We start from the raw sequence: 23,674 nt of genomic DNA, 5'->3' as shown, positions 1-23,674 counted from the left end.
GGAAATCTACCGTCCGCATATGGCGTTCCGATCATCGGTGATGCGGGTGCAGTCGTGGTGACGCGGGTTCTGGTCGTCGCGGCCGTGATCGCGGCGCTGTGCGGGTTCGGGTTCGCGTTCTACCGGGTCGTGTCCGATTTGCCGCAGACGTCCACCAGCCGTCCGGTCGTGAAGGAGACGTACACGATCGGCGGGCAGCCGACCACGTGCGAGGGCCTGTTCGGGTCGTGCGACTACAACCTGCAAACCGCGTTCAACCAGTGGGGACAGCACCTGGATGTGTTCCGGGACGACCCGACGCTCGAGCCGTACGGTCGCGACATCGGCTTCCCGGCGTCGGCCAGGCTGGGCTTGCAGGCGTGTGAGGTCGCGAGGTCGCCGGGGCGGACGTATCTCGAGTTCCTCGACATCGCGAATGTCGCGCACCCCGAGGCGACCAGTCCCCAGCTCTTTCCGTTCTGGGACCTGGCCACCCGGGAGCTGTGCCCGATACCGCGCTGACAGGTCTACTGGTGCTTGAGCACCGCCGCGAGCGCGTCCTCGGGGTCGATGAGATGGCTGTGGTCGTCGTCGCCGAGTTCGATCTCGGCCCAGTCGATCCGTCCGGTGAACTTGCCCCGCGGTGACTTGTAGCCCTCGTACACCGGCATCCCGGTGTCGATTCCGACGTCGAGTCCCTCGTCGAACGAGAAGTAGAGTGGATGCGTGCGTGGCACCTGAGCGCTGCCGTCCTCGGCGCCGTCTATGTACAGCGTTGCCGTCCCGCCCTTGCCGATTCCGCCACCGTCGTAGACGAATTCGACCCGCACCTGATGCCGGCCCGGAGTGAGCGGGCTGTCCGACAGCGCGGTTGTGCGCTGCAGACCGCAGTAGTTGTAGTGGTAGCCGAGCTTGCCGCCCTGGGTGAACAGGCACCAGCCGCCGGTCCGTCCGCCCTGCGTGACGATCACACCGTCGGCGCCGGTCTCGGGGACCTGGACCTGGGCGGTCAGCGAGAAGCTCCGGTTCTTGATGTTGATCGCGACGTTCTCACCGAGCCGGGTCATGCCCTCGAACAGCCGTAGCTTGTCACCCTGCACGAGGGTCGGGCGGCCGGCGATGGCCGGGTTCATTCGTTCCGCGGCGCGATCGTCGAGCGGCAGCACGTTGTACCGAGCCGCCTCGATGAGGAACAGCTGTTGCAGCTGCGCCAACTTGTCCGGATGCTCCGCGGCCACGTCGTGGGCCTGCGTCCAGTCGGTGGTCGTGTCGTAGAGCTCCCACACGTCGAGGGAGAAGTCGGGCGCCTGCGCGACGACGTCCCACGGGGTGCGATGCTTCGTGACCGCCGTCCAGCCGTCGTGGTAGATCCCGCGGTTGCCCATCAACTCGAAGTACTGTGTGCGACGCCGCTCGTCGGCGTCGGAGTCGTTGAACGAGTACGCGAACGACGTGCCGTGCATCGGTACCTGGGTGACACCGTTGACGGTGTGCGGCTGTGCCAGTCCGGCCAGCTCCAGGATCGTCGGGGCCACGTCGATGACGTGGTGCCACTGGTGCCTGATCTCGCCCTTCGCCGCGATGCCGCCGGGCCAGTGCATGATCGTGCCGTTGCGGGTGCCGCCGTAGTGCGACGCCACCTGTTTGGTCCATTGGTACGGCGTGCACATCGCGTGTGCCCAGCCCACGGCGTAGTGGTTGTAGGCCTCGGGCCCGCCGATCTTGTCGAGGTGCTCGTTCCAGAACTCGACCGTCTCGAATTCGCCGCCGCCGTTGGATGCGGTGGTGATCATGTAGGTGCCCTCGAGGCCGCCCTCGGCAGAGGCGCCGTTGTCTCCGATGATGTAGAGGATCAGCGTGTTCTCGAGCTCACCGATCTCCTCGACCGCGTCCACGACTCTGCCGACGTGGAAGTCCGCGTACTCCAGGAACGCCGCGTACACCTCCATCTGGTGCGCCAGGATCGGTTTACGTTCGGCCGGAACGTCGTCCCAGGCCATGATGCCGTCGGGGCGCGCGGTGAGGTCCGAATCGGGTCCGATCACGCCGAGCTTCAACTGCTTCGCGAATGTCTCGTCCCGGACCGCGTCCCATCCCTGATCGAACTTGCCCTTGTACTTGGCGATCCAGTCCTGCGGGACGTGATGCGGGGTGTGGGTGGCTCCGGGCGCGAAATAGGTGAAGAACGGCTTGTCCGGTGTGAGGGCCTTCTGCTGCTTGATGTAGTCGATGGCCTTGTCTGCCAAGTCCGGCATCAGGTGGTAGTCGGGATCGTCGGGCGGCAGGATCGCCGACACGCCGTCCACGAGGGCCGGTTGCCACTGGTTGGTCTCGCCGCCGATGAAGCCGTAGAACCGTTCGAACCCGCTGAACGCGGGCCAGTGGTCGAACGGTCCGGTGGGGCCCGACTCCCAGGTCGGCACCTCGTGGCACTTGCCGAACTGCGCTGTGTTGTAGCCGTTCTGGCGCAGGATCTCGGCCAGCGGTGTGCACGAGTTCGGCCGGGTGGAGCGGTAGCCCGGCGCGGGCGTGGCGGTCTCGGTGATGTGGCCCATGCCGACCGCGTGGTGGTTGCGGCCGGTCAGCATGGCGGCCCGGGTCGGCGAGCACAGCGACGTCGTGTGGAAACGCGTGTACTTCAGCCCACCCGCGGCCAGGCGCTCGGCGGTGGGGGTGTGCACCGGCCCGCCGAACGCGCTCGAGGCCCCGAACCCGACGTCGTCGAGCAGCACCAGAAGCACGTTCGGCGCCTGTGCAGGAGGCCGTTTCATCTCGATCGGCGGCAGCTTCGCGTCGGGATGCTTGGCGTCGAAGAACACCGGACCCTGGTAGGGCTGATCCGGGATGGGCAATACGGTTCCGGGCAGTTCGTCGCGCATGGGCGTCCCTTCGGTCATGACACGTCGTCCACAGTCGATTCGGACGTTAGGGGCGCGTAGGGCCTGCCACCTCACCCGCAGCGGGCGAGACTGCTCTTCATGCGCCACGGGTGAGGTGGCGCGCCACCCGTCGGAGTTGGCTTCGCTCATGGGAGAGCTGATTCTGCAATTGCTACCGGAGTTTGCAGGCATGGCCATCACGCCCGCCGCGATCGCGGGTTGCGTGCTGTTGTTGCAGACGAAACGTCCGTTGGCGAATGCGTTCGCATTCTTCGCGGCTTTCATGATCGCCTACACGGCGATCGGTGTCGCGGCACTGCTCGGCGGCGCCACGGATCAGGCAGCTCGATCCGGCACCGTCAGTCACTGGGCCGGACTCACAGTCGGCATCATCTTCCTGACATTCGGTGTGGTGCAGATGGTCCGGAAGCGGACGCCGTCCGACACCGGTCCCGAATGGATGCAGCAGCTTGCCGAGGCCAAGCCGCGTGGTGCGTTCCTCATGGGGGCTGCGTTGTCGGTGGTGAACCCGAACCTGGCGATCATGATCTCGGGGATGAGCGTGATCGCCGCGTCCGACACCACGGTCGCGGCGGCGGTGACGGGCACAGTGCTGCTGCTGGCGGCGGCTGCGCTGGACTTCCTGGTGCCGATCGGGATCTTCGTGGCCCTCGGTGATCGCGCGAAGTCGGGTCTGGCGAATGTCAAGCGGTGGATGATCGCCCACGACCGCGCCATCGGCATCGCGGTGTTCTTCGGTTTCGGTGGCCTGTTCGTTGGGCGGGCACTGGCGGCGCTGCTCTAGCGAGCCCGACGGGGAGCTACCGTCCGATCTCCAGTTCGCCCATGCGGGACCAGTCGATTCCGGGAATCTCGGTGTTGATGATGCGTGGGGTCTCCCGCAGCATTGGGCGCATCGCGTCCAAGCCGTTCCGGAAGTGCGCGGAACCGACGTGTTCGGCGCCGGCCTGTCCGTCGCGGAACGCCTCGATCAGGACGTACCGAGTGGGGCTGTCCACGCTGCGACTCCATTCGAACCAGAGGTTGCCCGGTTCGGCTCTCGTCGCGTCGGTGAACTCCCGCGTGGTCTCGAGCCAGTTGTCCTTGTACTCGTCGAGGACGTCGAACTGCACCACGATGAAGATCACGATGACTCCAGTCTGTTCGGCACACGGATGGCGGACCGGCGACACACGGTCACGACATCAGTATCGGCCGTGAGCGACGGCGCAATCAATGCTGTGCGCGCGAAGGCGGCGGTCGGGGGCGTCAGCGCGAGCGAACTTCCCGCCGGGGCTCGGCGAATCGGAAGAACTCGAACACGATGAGCGCGAGGAGTACCGCGGTGAGGACACCCAGTGTCGCGAGGGCCGGCAGATGCCACACGACGGGGACGAGCGCGATCAGCGCGATCACCGTGACGATGCGGGGGACGCTCACCAGACCCGTTCCGTACCTCTTGAAGAAGACCAGCGCCGCGAGGTACAGCGCGGCGCCACCGAACAGTGCCACCAATGGCCACCCGGTGAGCGGGTCCGTCAACCGGTGATGGTTGCCGTCGCCGACGTAGTAGAGGATCTTCTTCAGCCCCAGCGAGAGCATCACGATCCCGATCACCATCGGCAGGTGTGCGTAGGTGTAGCAGCCCTGCGCAATGAGGATGCGTCGTCGTCCGGTGGACTCCTGGAAGGAGTGCTCCACCATGAGCGAGGTGACGTCGAAGTACGCCCACCACAGCAGCGACGACACCGCGAGCCCGAGCAGCGAGGCGACGATGATGGCCCACGTGATCGGCAGGCTCGCGACCCCGATGCCGATCGACACGATGGATTCGCCGAGCGCGACGATGATGATCAGTCCGTGTCGTTCGGCGAAGTGACTCACCGAGCGCAACCGCCAGTCGGTGCCGCCGAGCAGGGTGCCGAGGTAGTCGCCGGCGAGCGCGAGGAGCCACATCGCCGTCTGCCACGGGCCGGTCACCTGCGACGCGATCAGCAGGAACATCGTCCCGGTGAGCATCGACGGCACGAACCGCTTCACCTGCCCGCGCAGCTGTGGGTCCTCGCGGCTGATCACCAGGAACATCAGGATGTGCAGTAGCCGCACCGCGAAATAGCCGAGCGCGAACACCACCGGCCCGTCGAGCCCACCGGGCAGATCGTCGAACGCCTCCGGGATCGTGAGCGCGACGATGAACATCGCGCTCATCGCGGCCAGCATCACCACCCGCACGACGCCCTCGTCGGCGCGCACCAGATTCGCCAGCCACGAGTAGCCCACCCAGCTCCACCACAGCACCGCCATCACCAGCACGCCGTGCAGCAGGGTGATGCCGCGGGGGTCGTCGGCCATGAGGTCGGTGACCCGGGTGAGCGCGAACACGAACACCAGGTCGAAGAACAGCTCGAGCGGGGAGACCGACGCGCGCTCCTCGGTGGGGCGGGTGGTCAACCGTCGGGTGAGGTCCACAGCGACGATGCTGCCACCGGCGGAGGCGAATCGCGTCACGAATCCATTGGTCAGGACGGCCCTGCACCGGATCGGACAAGCGTCGGTAAGCTCGACAGCTGGACTTGCACCAATTCCATCTACCCGGAGGTACACACGCGTGGCTCTCGTCGTCCAGAAGTACGGGGGATCCTCGGTCTCGAGCGCCGAGCGCATCCGACGCGTCGCTGAACGGATCGTCGAGACGAAGAAGGCGGGCAATGACGTCGTCGTGGTCGTCTCGGCGATGGGCGACACGACCGACGAACTGCTCGACCTCGCGCAGCAGGTGTGCCCGGTGCCGCCCGCTCGCGAGATGGACATGCTGCTCACCTCGGGTGAGCGCATCTCCAATGCTCTCGTCGCGATGGCGATCCACTCCCTCGGCGCACAGGCACGGTCGTTCACCGGCTCGCAGGCCGGCGTCATCACGACCGGCAGCCACGGCAACGCGAAGATCATCGACGTCACCCCGGGCCGCGTCCGCGCCGCGCTGGACGAGGGCTCGATCGTGCTGGTGGCCGGCTTCCAGGGCGTCAGCCAGGACAGCAAGGACGTCACCACCCTCGGCCGCGGCGGCTCCGACACCACCGCAGTCGCCCTCGCCGCGGCGCTGAAGGCCGACGTGTGCGAGATCTACACCGACGTCGACGGTGTCTTCACCGCCGACCCGCGCATCGTGCCCGACGCGCAGCGCCTCGACACCGTCTCCTTCGAGGAGATGCTGGAGATGGCCGCGTGCGGCGCCAAGGTGCTCATGCTGCGCTGCGTCGAGTACGCCCGCCGCTACAACGTGCCCGTGCACGTCCGTTCGTCATACACGACCAAGCCCGGAACGATCGTGTCCGGATCGATGGAGGACATTCCCGTGGAAGAAGCCCTGATCACCGGTGTTGCCCACGACCGCGGCGAGGCCAAGGTCACCGTCGTCGGCCTGCCCGATACCCCGGGTCACGCCGCCAAGCTGTTCCGGGCCGTCGCGGACGCCGAGATCAACATCGACATGGTGCTGCAGAACATCTCGAAGGTGGAGACCGGCAAGACCGACATCACCTTCACGCTGCCCAAGTCCGACGGCCCGCGTGCGGTGGAGAAGCTGACGGCGCTGCAGTCGGAGATCGGCTTCACCCAGATTCTGTTCGACGACCTCATCGGCAAGGTGTCGCTCGTCGGCGCCGGCATGAAGAGCCATCCCGGCGTCACCGCCAAGTTCTGCGAGGCGCTCGCCGAAGCGGACGTCAACATCGACCTGATCTCGACCTCCGAGATCCGCATCTCGGTGCTCGTCAAGGACACCGACCTGGACGACGCCGTGCGCGCGATCCACGCAGCATTCGAACTCGGCGGCGAGGAAGCGGCCGTCGTCCACGCAGGAACGGGACGGTAGATATTCATGACCACCATTGCTGTCGTCGGTGCCACCGGCCAGGTCGGCATCGTCATGCGCACCCTGCTCGAGGAGCGCAACTTCCCCGCCGACAAGGTCCGGTTCTTCGCGTCCGCGCGCTCGGCAGGCAAGACGCTGCCGTTCCGCGGTGAGGACATCGTCGTGGAGGACGCCTCCGCGACCTCCGACGAGGACCTGAAGGGCATCGACATCGCGCTGTTCTCGGCCGGTGCGACGCTGTCGCGCGCGCAGGCCCCGCGCTTCGCCGCCGCCGGTGCGATCGTCGTCGACAACTCGTCGGCGTGGCGTAAGGATCCCGAGGTTCCCCTCGTCGTCAGCGAGGTCAACCCGGAGGAGACGAAGAACCCGCCCAAGGGCATCATCGCCAACCCCAACTGCACCACGATGGCCGCGATGCCGGTCCTCAAGGTGCTGCACGACGAGGCGGGCCTGCAGCGCCTGATCGTCAGCAGCTACCAGGCGGTCTCCGGCAGTGGCATCGCCGGTGTCGAGGAGCTCGTCGGCCAGGTGCGCGCCGTTGCCGCCGACGCCGAGAAGCTGGTGCACTCCGGTGCAGCCGTCGACTTCCCGGCCCCCGACAAGTACGTCGCACCCATCGCCTTCAACGTGGTGCCGCTCGCCGGCGCGCTCGTCGACGACGGCAGTGGCGAGACCGACGAGGACCAGAAGCTCCGCAACGAGAGCCGCAAGATCCTCGGCCTGCCGGACCTGCTGGTGTCGGGCACGTGCGTGCGCGTCCCGGTCGTCACCGGTCACTCGCTCGCGATCAACGCCGAGTTCGAGCGCCCGCTGTCGGTGGAGCGTGCCAAGGAACTGCTCGCCGACGCCCCCGGCGTCGAGCTGGTGGACGTGCCGAACCCGCTCGCGGCCGCCGGTGGCGACGTGTCGCTCGTGGGCCGGATCCGTCAGGATCCGGGTGCCCCCGAGGGTCGGGGTCTGGCGCTGTTCGTCTCGGGCGACAACCTGCGTAAGGGCGCGGCGCTCAACACGATCCAGATCGCCGAGCTGCTGGTCCGCTGACCGCACAGCCGCTTTCGACGATGCCCTGTACCGGATTCGGTACAGGGCATCGCCCGTTTCGGGGGGTCCTCAGTCGAGTTCGGCGATCGCGACCAGCCCGCCCAGATACTCGGAATCGGAGTATGCCCTGGCGAGGATCGCGCCCAGCTCGGCCAATGCCTCGTGGTCGGGGCCGTACGCGACGAACATCCCCGCCTCCGGATCGGTGCGGAAGCGGTCCAGCAGATGCGGCGCGTCGCGTTCGGTGACGGCGTGCGCGACGGACGCCCAGTCGTATCCGGAGCCGTCGAACCCCTCCACCTGCTCGAACACGGCCGCCACCTTGCCGAAGTGCTGGTCCGTCAGCATCAACGACCAGTTGCCCGGCGTCGTCTCGAAAAGTTGCAGTGGCTCGATCGAAGGCGATGTCATGCGTGCATTGAAGCAGAACGGACCGACAAGTCCGCGTCCGGAGGTCGTGCACGCGGCGTGCGGGCCCCAGTGAGTCCTGTTGCTGCCGAGTGCGATTCGCCGTAGGTTGACCTCGACGGTGGCCGACGTGATCCGGCTCACTCGCGGGATCGGGAAGGACATCGACGATGGATGTTGGGAATTGCCGGGACTGGGCGCCGCTGCTGGAACGGCTGGCCGACCGGAAGTCGGCGGCGCGGACGATGGGCGGTGACGAGAAGGTGGCCCGGTACCGGGCATCGGGGCGACTCGATGCGCGGGCCCGGATCGAGCACCTGCTGGACCCGCAGTCGTTCGACGAACTCGGCCTGCTCGCGGGCGAGGGCATCCCCGCCGACGCGTTCGTTGCCGGATCGGGCCTGGTCGACGGGCGACCGATCATGGTCGGTGCCGAGGACTTCACCGTCGCCGGCGGGTCCATCGGTACCGCCGCCGCGACCAAGCGGACACGCGCAGCGCAACTGGCGCTGCGCAACCGGATCCCGCTGGTGATGATGCTCGAGGGGGCCGGGCATCGTGCGACCAACGCGCTCGAACGGAACCGGCCCGCGCCCAACGACCTCCAGGCGATGGCGGACCTCTCGGGGTTGGTGCCGACGGTCGCGATCGTGACCGGGCCGTCGGCTGGTCACGGAGCCCTCGCCGCGCCGCTGTCCGACTTCGTGATCATGGTCGCCGGGCACGGTGCGCTGTTCACGGCCGGCCCCCCGTTGGTGGCGGCGTCCACCGGCGAACAGATCGACAAACAAACACTCGGTGGCCCGCAGGTCGCGATCGACGCCTCCGGGGTCGCCCACAATCTCGCGGATTCCGACGAGGCGGCGCTGGCTCTCGCCGGTCGGTACCTGTCGTACTTCCCGAGCAGTGCTTGGCAGCGGCCGCCGTGGGTCGGGCCCGAGCAGGGCAACCGCGACGTGGGGGAGCGGGCGCTGCCGGAGCTACTGGAGCTGATTCCGGTCAACCAGAAGCGTCCCTACGACATGCGCGCCGTCATCGACCGACTGGCCGACGCCGGCACGGTCACCGAGATCCAGCCCACCTACGGGAAATCGATCATCACGGCGCTGGCGCGCATCGGCGGTCACTCGGTCGCGGTGGTCGCGAACCAGCCGAGTGTGATGGCGGGTTCGGTGACGGTGGAGGCCGCCGACAAGGCCGCCGGCTTCCTGCAGTTGGTGGGGGCGTTCCACCTGCCGGTGGTGTTCCTCGCGGACAATCCGGGCGTGATGGCGGGCAGCACGTCCGAGAAGGCGGGCATCCTCAAGGCCAGTGCCCGGATGTTCGCCGCGCAGCACCGGTTGCGGACCCCCAAGTTCCACATCACCGTCCGCAAGGCCTTCGGGTTCGGTAGTTCGGTGATGGGGATGAATCCGTACGACGACCAGTCCATGACGCTCGCGTTCCCCGCGGTCACTCTCGGCGGCATCCCGGCCGATGTCGGGGGCCGGACGGCGAAGGAGGACGACGAGACGCGGCGTGCACTGGTCGAGAACGAGGCCTCCGGACCGTGGGCGCTGGCGCAGACACTGTTCTACGACGACGTCATCGATCCGCGCGAGCTCCGCAACATCCTGATTCGGGGTCTGCGTACGAGCAGCCGTGCCGAGGGTCCGGTCGAACCCGTCGCGCATCACGGCTACCTGCGGTAGCGGCGGCTCACGGGTGGGTCGGCGCCGCCGTCCGCGCGGTGGCGGCCACCCCGGACAGCAGTGTCACGATGGCGAGCCCGACAACGAGGTAGATCAGCGAACTGCCGATCTCGGACTCGAGAGTGGCGTCGACGGTGAACGGCCACAACGCGACCGCGATCGTCGCGAGCATGCAGATCCATCCGAAGAAAGTGGGTGCGCGCGGTGTGGAGATCATCAGCAGGTGCAGCAGCGCCGTCGCGAGCAGTGCGGAGGCCGCCGCGTACCCGGCCAGTGTGGTGACCTGTGAATCGCCGAGAGAGGTGGCGGGGCTGATCACCGCGATGTCGAGCAGGCCGCGAACGACCAGTGTTCCCACCACCGCGGTGAGGGCCGCGACGATCGCGGTGGCGGCGCCCCCGGCCCACAGGCGTTTCGCGTTCAGGGCGGGTGCCGCCGTAGGGCCGGGCGGGTATGCGCTCATCGAGTGTTCCTTCCGGTCGCCGGTCGGGGAACCGTCCTGCCGACACGGTAGGTCGACACGAACCCGAGGCCGTCACCCGCGGCGGGTGAAACGGCGTACCGCGCCCGCGGTCGTGTGCAGTGCACTCGGACGGAGCGGCGCCGGCATCCCCGACGGATGCCGGCGCCGGTACTGGCGGGGCGGGTTACGCAGCCGGCATGGCCGAGCCGTTGAGGAGGTTCTGGACGAACTCGGTGACGCCGTCCAGGATGCCGTCGTCGATGCTGCCCAGGTCGATGCTGCCGAGCAGTCCGCCGTCGGGAACGGCCACGATCTTCGGATCACTCACCGCTGGGGCCTCGCTGTTCGGCGAAACACATTCGCCCACAACGGCATAGAGACCGTTCGCGAGTTCGGCGCTGAAGGTGTCCTCGGCTCCGGGGCCCACGCGTTCGGCCACATCGGTACGCCACGACAGGAACCCGGGATCGTCGATCTTGCCGGGATCGGCCTCGAGTTCGGCCAGCTTGGAGGCCTCGAGCGCGAACGCGCCGCACGTGCTGGTGGCCTCACTGTTGGTGTTCTTCACCGTGACGTTCAGCGTGTTCGCTTCCACGTCCGTCGTGATCGTCGGGCCGGTGAGTTCGACCGGTTCGGCGGACGCGAGGGCGGGTGCCGCGAACGCCGACGCGGCGACGATGGCGGCTCCGCCGACCGTGCGGGAGAACACTTTCCGATTTCGCAACTGCATGTAGAACCCCTTCCGAAGGTGGGTTACCGGACATGATCGGGGTGCCGGGACCGCGCCGGGATCTCCGTGTCGAGATCTCGAAACCAAGATCACCACTCCACCATCGGGGCTCGGTGTGGAGGTCGCAACAGATGGGCCGGACAAATGCGACATCGACGCCGCCCGTACCGGCGTGGCGGCGGTGCGGCGGTTCGCCCGATTCGCGGATGGCCAGCGCCGATCCGGGATCCGCACCCCGAAGGTAACGATACGGTAACGGTATGGTGCTCGGGGGGATCAGGCGTTGCGACTCTTGGTGTTTCGAGTGCGTGTCGCGAACTCCTCGCGGAGCCGCGAGAGTGCACGATGCTGCGCGACCCGAACGGCGCCCGGAGTCGTGCCGAGCACGTCCGCGGTATCGGTTGCGGTGCGGCCGTCGATGATCCTCAGGTGCAGAATGGTCCGCTGCTGCGCGCTCAGCACGTCGAGCATCTGCTCGGCGAGCTGCCGTTGTTCCGAGCGCAGCACATGCTCCTCCGGGCTGTCGTCCGACGTCTGGAGATCGGGGACGGTCTCGACCGGGATGCTCCGGTCCTTGCCCACCGCGCGTACCGCATCCACCACCTTGTGGGAGGCGATGCCGTAGACGAAGGCCAGGAACCGTCCACGATGCTCGTAGCGCGGCATCGCGCGGAGCACCGCGACACACACTTCCTGGGTGACGTCCTCGGCGGACGGGTAGTCCACACCTTGCATCCGCGATCGGCAGAATCTCAGCACCATCGGGCGAATCCGTACCAGGACGGCGGACATCGCCGCGCGGTCTCCGAGGGCGGCGGCCGCCGCGACGGCGTTCAGGTCGGTGGGGGACGGGGCGTAGCTGATACTCACCCTGCACAGCTAACCGCTGCCGGCTGGGGCCTTGCTCTCGACGACCGGTGAACTTCCTGGGAGTTCCACGGAGGGGCCTCGCAGGAACCGTCCGATCGGTCCCTCGTCCAGCGCGAGTGCCTTGGTGGCCACGGTGGCGCCGACGATGATGCCGCACGCGAAGAACATCCAGCCGATCGCGGTGAACACGAGACCCAGATCGCCGAACTTGGACTCGGCCGAGGCCGCGATTCGGGGAAGGGCGACGTTTCCGGCGATCCGCAGCACCGCGAGGCCCACCGCCGTGATCGCCCCGGTCGCCCACAGCACCCGGGCCGACAGGCGACGTTCGGTGAGCAGGTACGGCACCAGGGACCACAGTCCCGTCCACACCACGAACTGCGCGATCAGCGCGAGCGGTCCGCCGACGTACGCGAGGTCCCGCAGAATCCGGGTGGCGCCGATCCCGGCCGCGGCCGCCGCCACCGCCAGCAGCACCGCGACCCAGCGCCACCAGCTCGCGAGGCGGAGCGTCGGGACGTGCCACACCCGGCCGTACAACCGGCCCAGCGCGCGGGCGAAGGACGTGCCGCTCAGGATCACCATCAGGATCCCGACGATCCCGAATGCGGCGAGCGACTGTTGGTCGGAGGAGAAGCTGTCGGCCGAGAAAGCCGAGAAGTCGACGGCATCCACGTCGACACCGAACTGGTCGAAGAATCCCTTGGTGAAGGTGTCGTGGTGGCCGATCGTGGACGCGACGATGACGACGGGCAGCACCGACGTGAACGACTGGGCGGCCAGCGTCATCGAGCGGTCGACCAACTCGATGTCGACGAGCCCCGACAACATGCGTTGAACGGTGCGGCCCGGCGCGGTGCCGCGTAGCCAGCCCCGCGCCGTCTCCGAGCGGGCCTCGAGGGCTTCCCTGGCCAGTGCGACATTGAACCTCGACGACTTCACAGCACCCCGCTCACGACCGAACAGAAACCCGGCGGTGCCGGTCTCGATGATTCCGACAGCGTAGGCGAAACGCGCGGCGAAACCGACGATCGCGACCGCATCCGGGTACGCGGAGCGATTCGTCCGGCTCGCCCGGAACCGTCGTCGGAATCGGGATGGATCCGAGGAAATCGGCGGGGCGGCAGGAGTCCCCGGCGTACCGTCGGGCGGGCGTGCTCCGGTAGGGCGACCACAGGGAGTGTGACGGTGACATGAGCGGACGGATCTCGCGGCGTGCCTTCAACCGCGGCCTCGCCTGGACAGCGGGCGCCGTGGGCGTCGGGGCGGTCACCGCAGGAATGTCGGCGGTGCGGGCGCAGGATCTGGGCGACCTCGGCAACATCGACCCGTCCCGCCCCCAGTTGTTCGCGTCGCCGCGGATCACGCCGTTCGTCGACGCATTGCCTCGCATCCCGGTCCTGTCCGGCTCACAGTTGGAGTTGCGCGCCCGAAGCACGACACATCGGTTCCACCGGGATCTCGACCCGTCGCCGGCCCTCGCGTACGGAGGGATGGACTATCTCGGCCCCACCATCGAGGCGCGGAGCGGCGACGCGCTGACGGTCTCCTACCTCAACGAGATCGGGGTGCACCCGCTGGCCGCCGACTTCGACACCACGTTGCACGGCGTCACCGAGCAGGATCGGACGTCGGTGCCCACGTCGATGCACCTGCACGGGGCAGTCACACCACCCGAGCACGACGGGCACCCCGCGTTCCTGCAGCGGCCCGGACAGGGGCACGTGCACCACTACCCGAACGGTCACGAGGCCACCCAATTCTGGTATCACGACCACGCAATGGGGATCACCCGCCTCAACGTGTACGCCGGACTCGCCGGCATGTTCCTGTTGCGGGACCAATTCGACACGGGCACAGCGGGTAACGCGTGGGGTCTGCCGTCGGGCGAGTTCGAGATTCCGCTGGTCCTGCAGGAGAAGATCTTCACGGCGGACGGACGGCAGAGCATCCGGGCCACTCCGCTGGTGCCGCAGGGGCGGTGGGACGGCGGCACCCCGGGCGACGTCGGAGTGGTCAACGGCAAGATCTGGCCCGAACTCGAGGTGGCACGGGGCTTCTACCGTCTGCGGATCGTCAACGCGGCGTCGTTCAGCGTGTGGAATCTGTTCTTCGGCAACCGGATGCGGTTCTGGATTCTCGGCATGGAAGGTGGGCTACTGCAAGCGCCGGTAGCGTCCGACCGGGTCCGTCTCGCGCCCGGCGAGCGGGTGGATCTGCTCGTCGACTTCGGGATGCTGGAAACCGGCGCGACAGTGGAACTGTGCAACGACGAGCCCCCGCCGCTCGCGGCCTCACAGCGCGGTGCCCGGCCGATGCCACTGTTCTGCCGGTTCCGGACATCGGCGGGCACGGGATTCGCCGGTGGGGTGCCGCAGACCCTGCGCGGTGGGTCTGGGCAGCCGGCGGACCTCGAACCGGTGCCGCCGCCGCAGGTGCAGCGAACCGTCACGGTGATGCAGTTGCCGGACCCGTCCACCGGCGGGGTGCTCATGTCGCTCAACAATCTCCGGTTCGGCGATGCCGACATCGAGATGCCCCGGCAGGGCACCGTCGAGCAGTGGAACATCGTCAACGTCACCCCCGAACCGCATCCGATCCATCTGCACCTGGTCAGCTTTCGGGTTCTCGGGCGCCAGGAGTTCGACCTGCCCCGCTACACCCGCGAGAATCCGACGCCACCCGTCGGTGCCCGGTGGGCGCCGCCGGTCGACAACTTCGTGACCTCCCCGCTGGTCCCGCCCGAACCGTGGGAGTCGGGGCCCAAGGACACCGTCGTCGCGAATCCGGGCACCGTCACGCGGATCATCGCGGTGTTCCCGACAGCAGACCGGTTGGGATTCGATCCGGACGCGACGTTCGGTGTGGGCGAGCTCGCGGCACCGGCGCCCGATCATTCCGGCCACGGCACGCCCGCGCACGCCGGTCACGACCCCGCCCCGGCGGCGGCCGGACCCCTGCAGGGATACGTGTGGCACTGCCACATGCTCGACCACGAGGACCACGACATGATGCTCGGTTTCCGCACCGTCGCGCCGTGACCGATCATCCGCGGCGGTGCGGTTGAAACCCCGACGGCCGGGGTGGTCGAGCCGCCGGCGAGCCCGGCGGCTCGTACCGAGGTGGTATCGCTTCGGGCACGCGGGTCTGATCACTGGTAGACCGGACAGGGAGGATTCTGGATGAACCCGACGCCGTCGCGGCGCGCGAGGTAGATCACTGTGCAGACCGGGCAAGTACGCAAGCTGGGCGTCGAAGAGGAGTTCCATCTCATCGACGCGAAGACCCGTCGGCTCGTCACGCGCGCGCCCGAACTGCTCGAGCGTTTGCCGGGGGACGTCTACGTCGAGGAACTGCAGCGCTGCGTCGTCGAGGTCAACAGCGGGGTGTTCCCGGATCTCGTCGGTCTCCGTGCCGACCTGACCCACCGGAGGCAAGTCCTCGTCGAGACCGCCGCCGAACTGGGCGTCGGGGTGGTGGCGGCGGGGGCGGTGCCCCTCTCGGTGCCCGCCGAGATGGCGGTCACCGAGACCCCACGGTATCGGCGCATGCTTGCCGACTATCAACTCCTCGCCCGCGAGCAGCTGATCTGCGGGACCCAGGTGCACGTGGACGTGGCGGACCGCGACGAGGCCGTGCAGATCGCCAATCGCGCCGCCCCCTACCTGCCGGTGTTCCTCGCTCTCAGCGCGAGTTCGCCGTTCTGGGCCGACGGCACCGACACCGGATACGCCAGCATGCGTTCCCTGGTGTGGAGCCGCTGGCCCACCACCGGGCCCGCGGCGCCGGTGCAATCCGCCGCGGAGTACGACCGGCTGATCGCCGACCTCGTCCGCAGCGGCGTGATCAGCGGCCCCGGGATGGTCTACTTCGATCTGCGCCCATCCGATCGGTACTCGACGCTCGAGCTGCGGGTGTGCGACAGCTGCCCGTCGGTGGGCACCATCGCGCTCGTCGCCGGGCTGTTCCGCGCCCTCGTCGAACGCGAGACCGCAGCCCTCCACGAGGGTAGGCCGCCACTGCAGGTCTCACCCACGCTGGTTCGGGCGGCCATGTGGCGGGCAGCGCGCTCGGGTCTCGAGGGTGACCTCGTGGACGTGGAGGCTACGGCGCCGCGCCCCGCGTCGCAGGTCGTCGAGGGTCTGATCCGGTCGCTGCGACCCCACCTCGAGTCCACCGGCGATTGGGACGTGGTCTCCGAGCTGGCGGACGTCACCCTGCGTGTGGGGAGCTCGTCGGCCCGGCAGCGCAGGATCCTGCGTCGGAGGGGACGCCTGACCGACGTCGTGGACCTGCTGGCGGCCGAGACGGCCGGCGGTGAGTACACCCGGATCGCGGCCGGGCCGGGCGCCGCGGTCACCGATCGGACGAACGGCGCCGACGCGCCGGGAGGAGATGCCGAACATGTGTGGCATATGCGGTGAGGTTCGCTTCGACGGGACGACGCCCGATGTGGCCGCGGTGGCCCGGATGACCGACGCGATGGTGACTCGAGGGCCGGATTCGTCCGGAGCGTACGCCCGGCAATCCGTGGCGTTCGGGCATCGCCGCTTGTGCATCATCGACCTGTCGGCGCGGGGCGGTCAGCCCATGGTCGACAGCGAACTGCGGTTGTCGCTGGTGTTCAACGGCTGCATCTACAACTACAGGGAGCTGCGTCGGGAACTGCAGCAGTCCGGATACCGGTTCTTCTCGACGGCGGACAGCGAGGTGGTACTGAAGAGTTTCCACCGCTGGGGCGCGGAGTGCGTCCACCGGTTCAAGGGCATGTTCGCATTCGCTGTCCACGAGATCGATTCGGGTGTCGTGACCTTCGCCCGCGACCGTCTGGGGATCAAACCGCTGTACTTCGCCGAGCAGCCAGGGCGACTGCGGTTCGCGTCGACCCTGCAGGCGCTGTTGCGCGGTGGCGGCATCGACACCACTGTCGATCGTGTGGCTCTGCATCACTATCTGAGCTTCGCTGCGGCGGTGCCGGCGCCGCACACCATGTTCGAGGGAGTCCGCAAGCTGCCGCCGGCCACGATCCGGGTGCTGCTGCCGGACGGAACCGCAACCGAAAAGCAGTACTGGGAGCCGCGATTCGAACCGTCGCCCGAACGGGCGTCGTGGACTCCGCGGCAATGGCAACAAGCCTTGATGGATTCGCTGCGCACGGCAGTGTCACGGCGGATGGTCGCCGACGTTCCCGTGGGGGTGCTGCTCTCGGGCGGCATCGATTCCAGTCTGCTCGTGGCCCTGCTGGCCGAGCAGGGCCAGCGGGACCTCGCCACGTTCAGTATCGGATTCGACTCGGCCGGAGGGGAATCCGGGAACGAGTACTACTACTCCGACCTGGTGGCGCGAACGTTCGGCACCGACCACCAGCAGATCCACATCGATCCGTCACGGCTGCCGGCGGCGGTGCCGAAGACCGTCGAGGCGATGAGTGAGCCGATGCTCAGTCACGACTGCGTGGCGTTCTTCCTCCTGTCGGAAGAGGTCAGCAAGTCCGTCAAGGTAGTCCAGTCCGGCCAGGGTGCGGACGAGATCCTCGGCGGCTACCACTGGTATCCCCCGTTGGTAGGGGTGGCACGGGAACAGTCGGCCGAGGCCTACGCCAAGGTGTACTTCGACCGCACCCACGAGGACATCGCGGCTCTGCTCGACCCCGAATACTGCCTCGACCGCGACGTCAGTTCGGAATTCGTCGTCCGGCACCACAGTGCGCCGGGTGCCGACACCTCCGTCGATGCCGCACTGCGACTCGACACGACGGTGATGCTCGTCGAGGATCCGGTCAAGCGGGTCGACACGATGACGATGGCGTGGGGGCTCGAGGCCCGGGTGCCGTTCCTCGACCACGAGTTCGTGGAGTTGGCGGCCACCTGCCCGCCGGGGCTCAAACTGGCGGGCGACGGCAAGGGCGTGCTGAAGGAGGCCAGCCGCGGGTTGCTGCCGAACGAGGTGATCGACCGCACCAAGGGATACTTCCCGGTGCCCGGAATCCGGCACCTCGAGGGCGACGTTCTCGCGCTGGTGCAGGACTCGCTGCGGAGCCGAAGTGCCCGCGAGCGCCGATTGTTCCGGCCGGAGGCGCTCGATGCGCTGTTCGCGGCCCCCAACGAGATCCGTACCGCCCGCGGCGTCAACACCCTGTGGCAGGTCGGGCTGCTGGAGATGTGGCTGCAGGCGATGGAGCGGCTGTGACCGTCCGTGAGTCGACGGAAGGAGAAGGCCGACAGCACATCCGATTCACGTCGGGCGCTTCGGTGTCGCCGGACGCGACAGGCTTCGCCCACCTCGTCGACGACGGGGGATACCCCTGGGCCGTGCAACGATTCCTGTCGGGCAGGCACAGCAGCACGGACCGTCGCGTCGAGCTCCCCGTGCCCGGTCCGGTCACCAGGATCGTGCATTCGGCGGACAGTCGGTGGCTCGCATGCCAGGTCGCGCCCCACGGTGGCAACCGCACCCAGGTGTGGGTCGTGCAAACCGATCCCCAGGACCGCTCGGCGCGCCTCGTCGGGTCGCAGCACGCGTGCTCGACCGAGCTGATCGGATGGGACGGGAACCGGTTGGCGCTCACCGCAACCGACGAGGACGGAGTGGCGGAGGCGCGGTTGGTGGACCCGCAGAGTCAGGACACCGTCGTGCTCGACCGCCGTGTCGGCAGCTTCCTCGTCGACGCGTGGGCTGGATCGGCGCTGCTGCGGGTGGGCCCACGCGGGCACCGCGAACTGCTGTTGCGCCGCGAAGACGGCAGCCGGATCCCGCTCCTGCCGTCGGATTTCGGGTCGACCACCGACGCGGGCGTCATCCTCGACGACCATCGCCTCCTGGGTGTGCTCGGCCAGCACCGGTCGCCCTGGGCGTCGGCCGAGGGCGAGCCCGACAAGTACGTCCGTGCGCTCGTGCGCAGTGACAACGGTGCCGAATTCGCGCGACTGCTCGGTGTGGCCGTCTCCGAGCGCGGCGTGTCCTACCGAGTTCTGGCCGAGCGGGACGAGTTCCAACTCGACGAGTTCGTCGTCAGCGACGACCACAGCACCGTGGCCCTGCTGTGGAACTACAAGGGTCTGAGCGAGTTACAGATGCTTCATCTCGCGGACGGCACGCTCGATTCGCCGATCCGGTTGCCGGGGCTGGTGGCGTCGGAGCTGAGTATCAGTGCCGACGGCTCGTTGCTGGCGGTCACGGTGCAGGGCCCGGGGATGCCGCCGTCGGTGGAGATCGTGGACCCGCGAACGAGTGAATGGGGTCCGGTGGAACCGGCCCGGACCCGGATCGCCCGGGCCGACGCCCCGATACTCGCCGAGTTCACCGCGCGCGACGGGGTGCCGCTCACCGGGTGGCTGTATCGCGCGCCGGGGGAGGGGCCCGGTCCGGTGATGCTGTGGTTCCACGGCGGACCGGAGCTTCAGGAGCGCCCGGGGTACAGCGACTACTTTCCCGCACTGGTCGAGGCCGGGATCACCGTCTTCGCGCCGAATGTGCGCGGCTCGGGGGGATTCGGCCGCACCTTCATGCACGCCGACGAGCGGTACGGCCGATTCGCCGGGATCGACGACGTCTCGGACTGTGTGCGCTACGTCGTCGACAACGGACTCGGCGACCCTGCGCAGATTGCCTGCGCCGGCCACTCGTACGGCGGCTACCTGACGCTGGCCGCACTGACGTTCCATCCCGATCTGTTCGCGACGGGCATCGCGATCTGCGGCATGAGCAACCTCGAGACTTTCTATGCGAACACCGAACCGTGGATCGCGGCCGCCGCGTATCCCAAGTACGGGCACCCGGAGCACGACAGGGAACTGCTGGCCGAACTGTCGCCGATCCACCGCATCGACGCCCTCGAGGCACCGGTGCTCGTGGTGCACGGCGCCAATGACACGAACGTGCCGGTCAGTGAGTCCGAGCAGGTGGTGGCGTCCGTGCGGGCCCGAGGTGGTGTCGCCGAACTCCTGCTGTTCGACGACGAGGGCCACGACATCGTCAAGCGTGAGAACCGGGACACGCTCGCGAGAACCATGGTGAACTGGCTGACGAGTCGTCCGGCACGGGCCGGCGCCCCGGTGTCGGCGATCTGACGGGGGTGTTCGAAGGATGCGTATCGATCACGACCGGCTCGTCGCGTGGCGGCGGGATCTGCACGCCCACCCCGAACTGTCCTTCGCCGAGTACCGGACCACGGTGCTTGTGCACGATCACTTGCGCTCGCTGGGGCTCGATCCGGTGGTCTTGCCGAGCGGAACCGGACTGTGGTGCGACGTCGGCCCGCCCGCCCCGACGTGCGTGGCGCTGCGCGCCGACCTCGACGCGCTACCACTCACGGAGATCACCGGGGCGCCGTACGCATCCACGGTCGAGGGGGTGTGTCATGCGTGCGGGCACGACGCGCACACCGCGATGCTCCTCGAGGCCGCGACCGTGCTCGCGGCCGAGCCGCCCCGGCAACGCGTGCGGTTGATCTTCCAGCCCGGTGAGGAGACGACGCCCGGAGGTTCTCTCGGGGTCGTCGCCGCCGGCGCGCTCGAGGGCGTCTCGCGAATCTTCACGCTGCACTGCGCGCCGCAACTCGAGGTCGGCAAGCTCGCCACGCGGGCGGGCCCGATCACGTCGTCCGGTGCCATGCTCACGGTGCGGTTGTTCTCTCCGGGTGGGCATTCGGCGCGTCCGCACCTGACGGGCGATCTGATCTACGCGGCCGCCGTGCTGGTGACCGGGCTCGCGGCGGTGCTCGATCGCCGCGTCGACGCGCGCACCGCCACCGTCCTGACGTGGGGGCGCATCCGGGCCGGCCGGGTCCACAACGCCATACCGGAGTCAGGGGAGTTGGTGGGCACGCTGCGCAGCGCGTCGCACCGGACGTGGGCCACGGTGGAGCCGCTGGTGCGGCGCAGCGTCGCAGAGTTGCTGGCGCCCTTCGGTGTCGACCACGAACTGGACTACGTGCAGGGCGTGCCGCCGGTGGTCAACGACCCGGAGGCAACGGCCGAGATGATCTCGGCGATCCAGTCCGTCGTCGGTCTCGAGAATCTGGCCGAGGCCAAGCAGTCGAGTGGCGGCGAGGACTTCGCGTGGTATCTCGAGCACGTCCCCGGCGCGATGGCGCGCCTGGGCGTCTGGGACGGGGTCGGTCCCCGCCGCGACCTGCACATGCCGGACTTCGATCTGGACGAGCGCGCCCTCGTGGACGGGGTGCGTACCTTCCTCGCCCTCGCCTACGGTGGAGACGCCGGCGAAATGCCGGGGGAGTGAAGGAACGGATCAGGGGGTAGCCATGGGGTTCTACACGGAGCGGATCGTCCCGCACCTGGTGGAGATGTCGTGCGGGATGTCGTTGACCGAGGCGTCCCGGAGGAGGGTGTGCGCGGGCCTCCACGGACGCGTGCTCGAGATCGGGTTCGGGTCGGGGCTCAACGTTCCCTTCTACCCGGACGCGGTCGACACCGTCAGCGCGGTCGAACCTGCCGACGAAGCCTGGAAGCTCGCCGGTAAGCGTCTGGCCCGATCCCGCGTTCCGGTCGAACGATCCGGGCTCGACGGTCAAGCACTGCCGTTCCCCGACAACACCTTCGACACCGCCCTGTCCACCTGGACGATGTGCACCATTCCCGATGCCCACGCCGCGCTGCACGAGGTGCGGCGAGTCCTGAAACCCGGGGGAACCCTGCATTTCGTCGAACACGGGCTCGCGCCCCATCCGAAGGTGCAGCGCTGGCAGCGCAGATTCGAGCCGATTCAGAAGACCGTCGCGGGCGGGTGTCATCTCACACGTGACATCCCCGCCCTCGTCCGTGCTGCCGGCTTCGAGATTCGTGATCTCGACCGCTTCTACGAGAAGGGCGCGCCGAAGGTCATGGGCGCCCTCTCGCTCGGTGTCACGGCACCCGTCGAAGGCTGATTCATCCGGTGGGTGTGAGGTTCCGACGCGATTGGCTTCGTACGGTGCGTGAGAGGCCGCAGTGGCTCGATCCCACCATCTCGAGGAGTTTCCCATGGCAGGAACGCTGACCGTCTGGAAGTTCGATTCGCCGACCGGCGCCGACACCGCCGTCGCGACGCTGGAAGACCTGCAGAAGCAGGCGCTGATCACGGTTCACGATGCGGCGGTGGTGAGTTGGCCGGAGGGGAAGAAGAAGCCGAAGACACACCAGCTCGCCGATCTGGCCGGTGCAGGCGCCCTCGGCGGCGCCTTCTGGGGGCTGCTGTTCGGCATTCTCTTCTTCATCCCCCTCATCGGGGCTGCTGTCGGCGCGGCCGTCGGCGCACTCACGGGGTCGCTGACCGACGTCGGCATCGACGACGATTTCATCAAGCGACTCAAGGCGCAGATCACCCCCGGCACCTCGGCACTGTTCGTGTTGACGTCGGACGCGACGCTGGATCGCGTGCACGACGAATTCCACGGTCAGCACGCCGAACTGATCTCCACGAACCTGTCTCACGAGCAGGAAGCGCACCTTCGAGAGGTGTTCGCGGACTGACCGGTAGACGGATCCTCGGTCCGGGAGGGACGATGACGGGTTCACGCAGATCGCGATCCGACCGGGCTGTGCCCACGGTGCCGGCGCCCACGTTGACGCCGGTGCCGTGGGCGATCCCCCGCGGCCTGATCGTTTTGCTCGCCGGCGCGGGCGCAGTGGTTTCGATCGCCGGGATCAAGACGTTCGCCGGAATCCTCGGTCCGGTGTTCCTGGCTCTCATGCTCACGATCGCGGTGCAGCCGATCCAGACCTGGGTGCAACGCCGGAGGCTCCCCGCATGGGTCGGGATGCTCACCGCACTGATCACGGTGAACCTGATCCTGATCGGCCTGGTCGGGGCGTTGGCGCTGTCGGCCGCGCAACTCGCGACCCAGCTGCCTCAGTATGCGGACGCCGTCGACGATCTCCTGGACGGCCTCCGGTCGGCGCTGGCGAGCGCCGGCGTGAGTTCCGAGCAGATCCACAATGCGCTGAGCAGTATCGACATGGGCAAGGTCGTCGGTCTGATCGAATCGGCGCTGCAGAGTCTGCTCGGGGTGTTCTCCAACCTCTTCTTCGTCCTGGCTCTGCTGCTGTTCATGGCGTTCGACGGGATGAGCATCGGGAAGAAGATGCAGATCATTGCCCGCAGCAGGCCCGAGATCGCCTATGCCCTGACGACTTTTGCTGCGGGAACCCGCAAGTACCTGGTCGTCTCCACCGTGTTCGGCCTCATCGTCGCGGTTCTCGACGGTGGCGCGCTGTGGTTGATGGGGGTGCCGCTGCCGGTGCTGTGGGCGCTGCTGTCGTTCATCACGAACTACATACCCAACATCGGCTTCGTGATCGGCGTGATCCCACCTGCGCTGCTCGCGCTGCTCGACGGCGGACCGGTCCTCATGATGTGGGTGATCGTGGTCTACTGCGTCATCAACTTCGTCATCCAATCGATCATCCAGCCGAAGTTCGTCGGTGACGCCGTCGGAATCAGCGTGACGATGACCTTCCTGGCGCTGGTGTTCTGGGCCTGGGTGCTCGGCCCGCTGGGTGCGCTGCTCGCGATTCCGATGACCCTGCTGGTCAAGGCGATGCTGCTCGACATCGACCCGGCGACCCGTTGGGTGAACGTCCTGATCGGTGAGAAGGCGGAGGACGTGCCGGATCTACCGGAGGTCGACATTCCTCCTCCCACAACGGAAACCGATGACCGGGGTTCGGTGCCGGAGCCCGTCGTGCCGGCCACGTGACACGGATGCCTTCGCAGGAGTCCGGGTCTCATCCTGCACGGGTG

21 protein-coding genes are annotated in these 23,674 nt (G+C 68.0%); 13 read left to right on the top strand and 8 right to left on the bottom strand.

The annotated features are described in order from the left end of the window. Positions 1 to 57 precede the first annotated feature (57 nt). On the top strand, positions 58 to 501 hold the full coding sequence (locus AC1RIF_RS16755) for a hypothetical protein (RefSeq protein ID WP_492602488.1): 444 nt from the start codon (positions 58 to 60) through the stop codon (positions 499 to 501). Between the two features lie 5 nt (positions 502 to 506). On the opposite strand, the gene AC1RIF_RS16750 is transcribed toward AC1RIF_RS16755, so the two are convergent. Beyond that, positions 507 to 2,876: a sulfatase-like hydrolase/transferase gene (locus AC1RIF_RS16750; protein WP_492602487.1), complete on the bottom strand. Its 2,370-nt coding sequence runs from the start codon at positions 2,874 to 2,876 to the stop codon at positions 507 to 509. Between the two features lie 130 nt (positions 2,877 to 3,006). Here AC1RIF_RS16750 and AC1RIF_RS16745 point away from each other — a divergent pair, with 130 nt between their 5' ends. Beyond that, complete coding sequence (locus tag AC1RIF_RS16745; protein ID WP_492602486.1) at positions 3,007 to 3,663, top strand: GAP family protein; 657 nt, start codon at positions 3,007 to 3,009, stop codon at positions 3,661 to 3,663. Between the two features lie 16 nt (positions 3,664 to 3,679). Here AC1RIF_RS16745 and AC1RIF_RS16740 read toward each other — a convergent pair whose 3' ends face one another. Next, positions 3,680 to 4,006: a putative quinol monooxygenase gene (locus AC1RIF_RS16740; protein WP_492602485.1), complete on the bottom strand. Its 327-nt coding sequence runs from the start codon at positions 4,004 to 4,006 to the stop codon at positions 3,680 to 3,682. Between the two features lie 121 nt (positions 4,007 to 4,127). Continuing rightward, positions 4,128 to 5,327 carry a low temperature requirement protein A gene (locus AC1RIF_RS16735; protein WP_492602766.1) on the bottom strand — a complete coding sequence of 400 codons (1,200 nt, stop codon included), beginning with the start codon at positions 5,325 to 5,327 and terminating at the stop codon, positions 4,128 to 4,130. A 139-nt stretch (positions 5,328 to 5,466) separates the two neighbouring features. On the opposite strand from AC1RIF_RS16735, the gene AC1RIF_RS16730 reads away from it, so the two are divergent. Both AC1RIF_RS16730 and AC1RIF_RS16725 read left to right on the top strand, forming a co-directional pair. Then, positions 5,467 to 6,732 (top strand): aspartate kinase, encoded by a 1,266-nt coding sequence (locus AC1RIF_RS16730; protein WP_492602484.1) that lies wholly within the window; start codon positions 5,467 to 5,469, stop codon positions 6,730 to 6,732. Positions 6,733 to 6,738: 6 nt separating this feature from the next. Next, a complete protein-coding gene (locus AC1RIF_RS16725; protein WP_492602483.1) occupies positions 6,739 to 7,773 on the top strand; it encodes an aspartate-semialdehyde dehydrogenase in 1,035 nt (344 codons plus the stop codon). A gap of 69 nt (positions 7,774 to 7,842) precedes the next feature. On the opposite strand, the gene AC1RIF_RS16720 is transcribed toward AC1RIF_RS16725, so the two are convergent. Further along, positions 7,843 to 8,184: an Imm51 family immunity protein gene (locus tag AC1RIF_RS16720; protein ID WP_492602482.1), complete on the bottom strand. Its 342-nt coding sequence runs from the start codon at positions 8,182 to 8,184 to the stop codon at positions 7,843 to 7,845. A 167-nt stretch (positions 8,185 to 8,351) separates the two neighbouring features. Between AC1RIF_RS16720 and AC1RIF_RS16715 the strand changes: the two genes are divergently transcribed. Beyond that, positions 8,352 to 9,872, top strand: coding sequence for an acyl-CoA carboxylase subunit beta (locus AC1RIF_RS16715; protein ID WP_492602481.1), 1,521 nt, complete (start codon positions 8,352 to 8,354; stop codon positions 9,870 to 9,872). 7 nt (positions 9,873 to 9,879) lie between these two features. On the opposite strand, the gene AC1RIF_RS16710 is transcribed toward AC1RIF_RS16715, so the two are convergent. The 4 genes from AC1RIF_RS16710 to AC1RIF_RS16695 form a co-directional block, all read right to left on the bottom strand. After that, a complete protein-coding gene (locus AC1RIF_RS16710) occupies positions 9,880 to 10,335 on the bottom strand; it encodes a DUF6069 family protein (protein WP_492602480.1) in 456 nt (151 codons plus the stop codon). Between the two features lie 184 nt (positions 10,336 to 10,519). Next, complete coding sequence (locus tag AC1RIF_RS16705; protein WP_492602479.1) at positions 10,520 to 11,065, bottom strand: hypothetical protein; 546 nt, start codon at positions 11,063 to 11,065, stop codon at positions 10,520 to 10,522. A gap of 276 nt (positions 11,066 to 11,341) precedes the next feature. Continuing rightward, positions 11,342 to 11,935: an RNA polymerase sigma factor ShbA gene (gene shbA / locus AC1RIF_RS16700; protein WP_492602478.1), complete on the bottom strand. Its 594-nt coding sequence runs from the start codon at positions 11,933 to 11,935 to the stop codon at positions 11,342 to 11,344. A 9-nt stretch (positions 11,936 to 11,944) separates the two neighbouring features. Beyond that, on the bottom strand, positions 11,945 to 12,877 hold the full coding sequence (locus AC1RIF_RS16695; RefSeq protein WP_492602477.1) for a hypothetical protein: 933 nt from the start codon (positions 12,875 to 12,877) through the stop codon (positions 11,945 to 11,947). A 251-nt stretch (positions 12,878 to 13,128) separates the two neighbouring features. On the opposite strand from AC1RIF_RS16695, the gene AC1RIF_RS16690 reads away from it, so the two are divergent. The 8 genes from AC1RIF_RS16690 (at position 13,129) to AC1RIF_RS16655 (ending at position 23,630) form a co-directional block, all read left to right on the top strand. After that, positions 13,129 to 14,976, top strand: coding sequence for a multicopper oxidase family protein (locus tag AC1RIF_RS16690; protein ID WP_492602476.1), 1,848 nt, complete (start codon positions 13,129 to 13,131; stop codon positions 14,974 to 14,976). A 180-nt stretch (positions 14,977 to 15,156) separates the two neighbouring features. Continuing rightward, positions 15,157 to 16,359 (top strand): carboxylate-amine ligase, encoded by a 1,203-nt coding sequence (locus AC1RIF_RS16685; RefSeq protein WP_492602475.1) that lies wholly within the window; start codon positions 15,157 to 15,159, stop codon positions 16,357 to 16,359. Further along, entirely contained in the window at positions 16,340 to 18,124 is a 1,785-nt protein-coding gene (locus tag AC1RIF_RS16680) for an N-acetylglutaminylglutamine amidotransferase (RefSeq protein ID WP_492602474.1), read from the top strand. Before AC1RIF_RS16685 ends, AC1RIF_RS16680 begins: the two co-directional genes overlap by 20 nt. Next, positions 18,121 to 20,004, top strand: coding sequence for an alpha/beta hydrolase family protein (locus AC1RIF_RS16675; protein WP_492602473.1), 1,884 nt, complete (start codon positions 18,121 to 18,123; stop codon positions 20,002 to 20,004). Before AC1RIF_RS16680 ends, AC1RIF_RS16675 begins: the two co-directional genes overlap by 4 nt. Positions 20,005 to 20,020: 16 nt before the next feature. Continuing rightward, positions 20,021 to 21,175, top strand: a complete 1,155-nt coding sequence (locus AC1RIF_RS16670; RefSeq protein ID WP_492602472.1) for an amidohydrolase — start codon at positions 20,021 to 20,023, stop codon at positions 21,173 to 21,175. Positions 21,176 to 21,197: 22 nt separating this feature from the next. Then, on the top strand, positions 21,198 to 21,821 hold the full coding sequence (locus tag AC1RIF_RS16665; RefSeq protein ID WP_492602471.1) for a class I SAM-dependent methyltransferase: 624 nt from the start codon (positions 21,198 to 21,200) through the stop codon (positions 21,819 to 21,821). A 94-nt stretch (positions 21,822 to 21,915) separates the two neighbouring features. After that, the gene (locus AC1RIF_RS16660; RefSeq protein ID WP_492602470.1) at positions 21,916 to 22,404 is read left to right on the top strand and encodes a DUF1269 domain-containing protein; all 489 of its coding nucleotides are present in this window, start codon (positions 21,916 to 21,918) and stop codon (positions 22,402 to 22,404) included. A 32-nt stretch (positions 22,405 to 22,436) separates the two neighbouring features. Then, entirely contained in the window at positions 22,437 to 23,630 is a 1,194-nt protein-coding gene (locus AC1RIF_RS16655) for an AI-2E family transporter (protein WP_492602469.1), read from the top strand. Positions 23,631 to 23,674 lie beyond the last annotated feature (44 nt).

The sequence above is a fragment of the Prescottella sp. GW823-FHT02E09 genome, from assembly GCF_058797375.1.
This window is presented reverse-complemented; position numbering and strand designations above follow the sequence as displayed.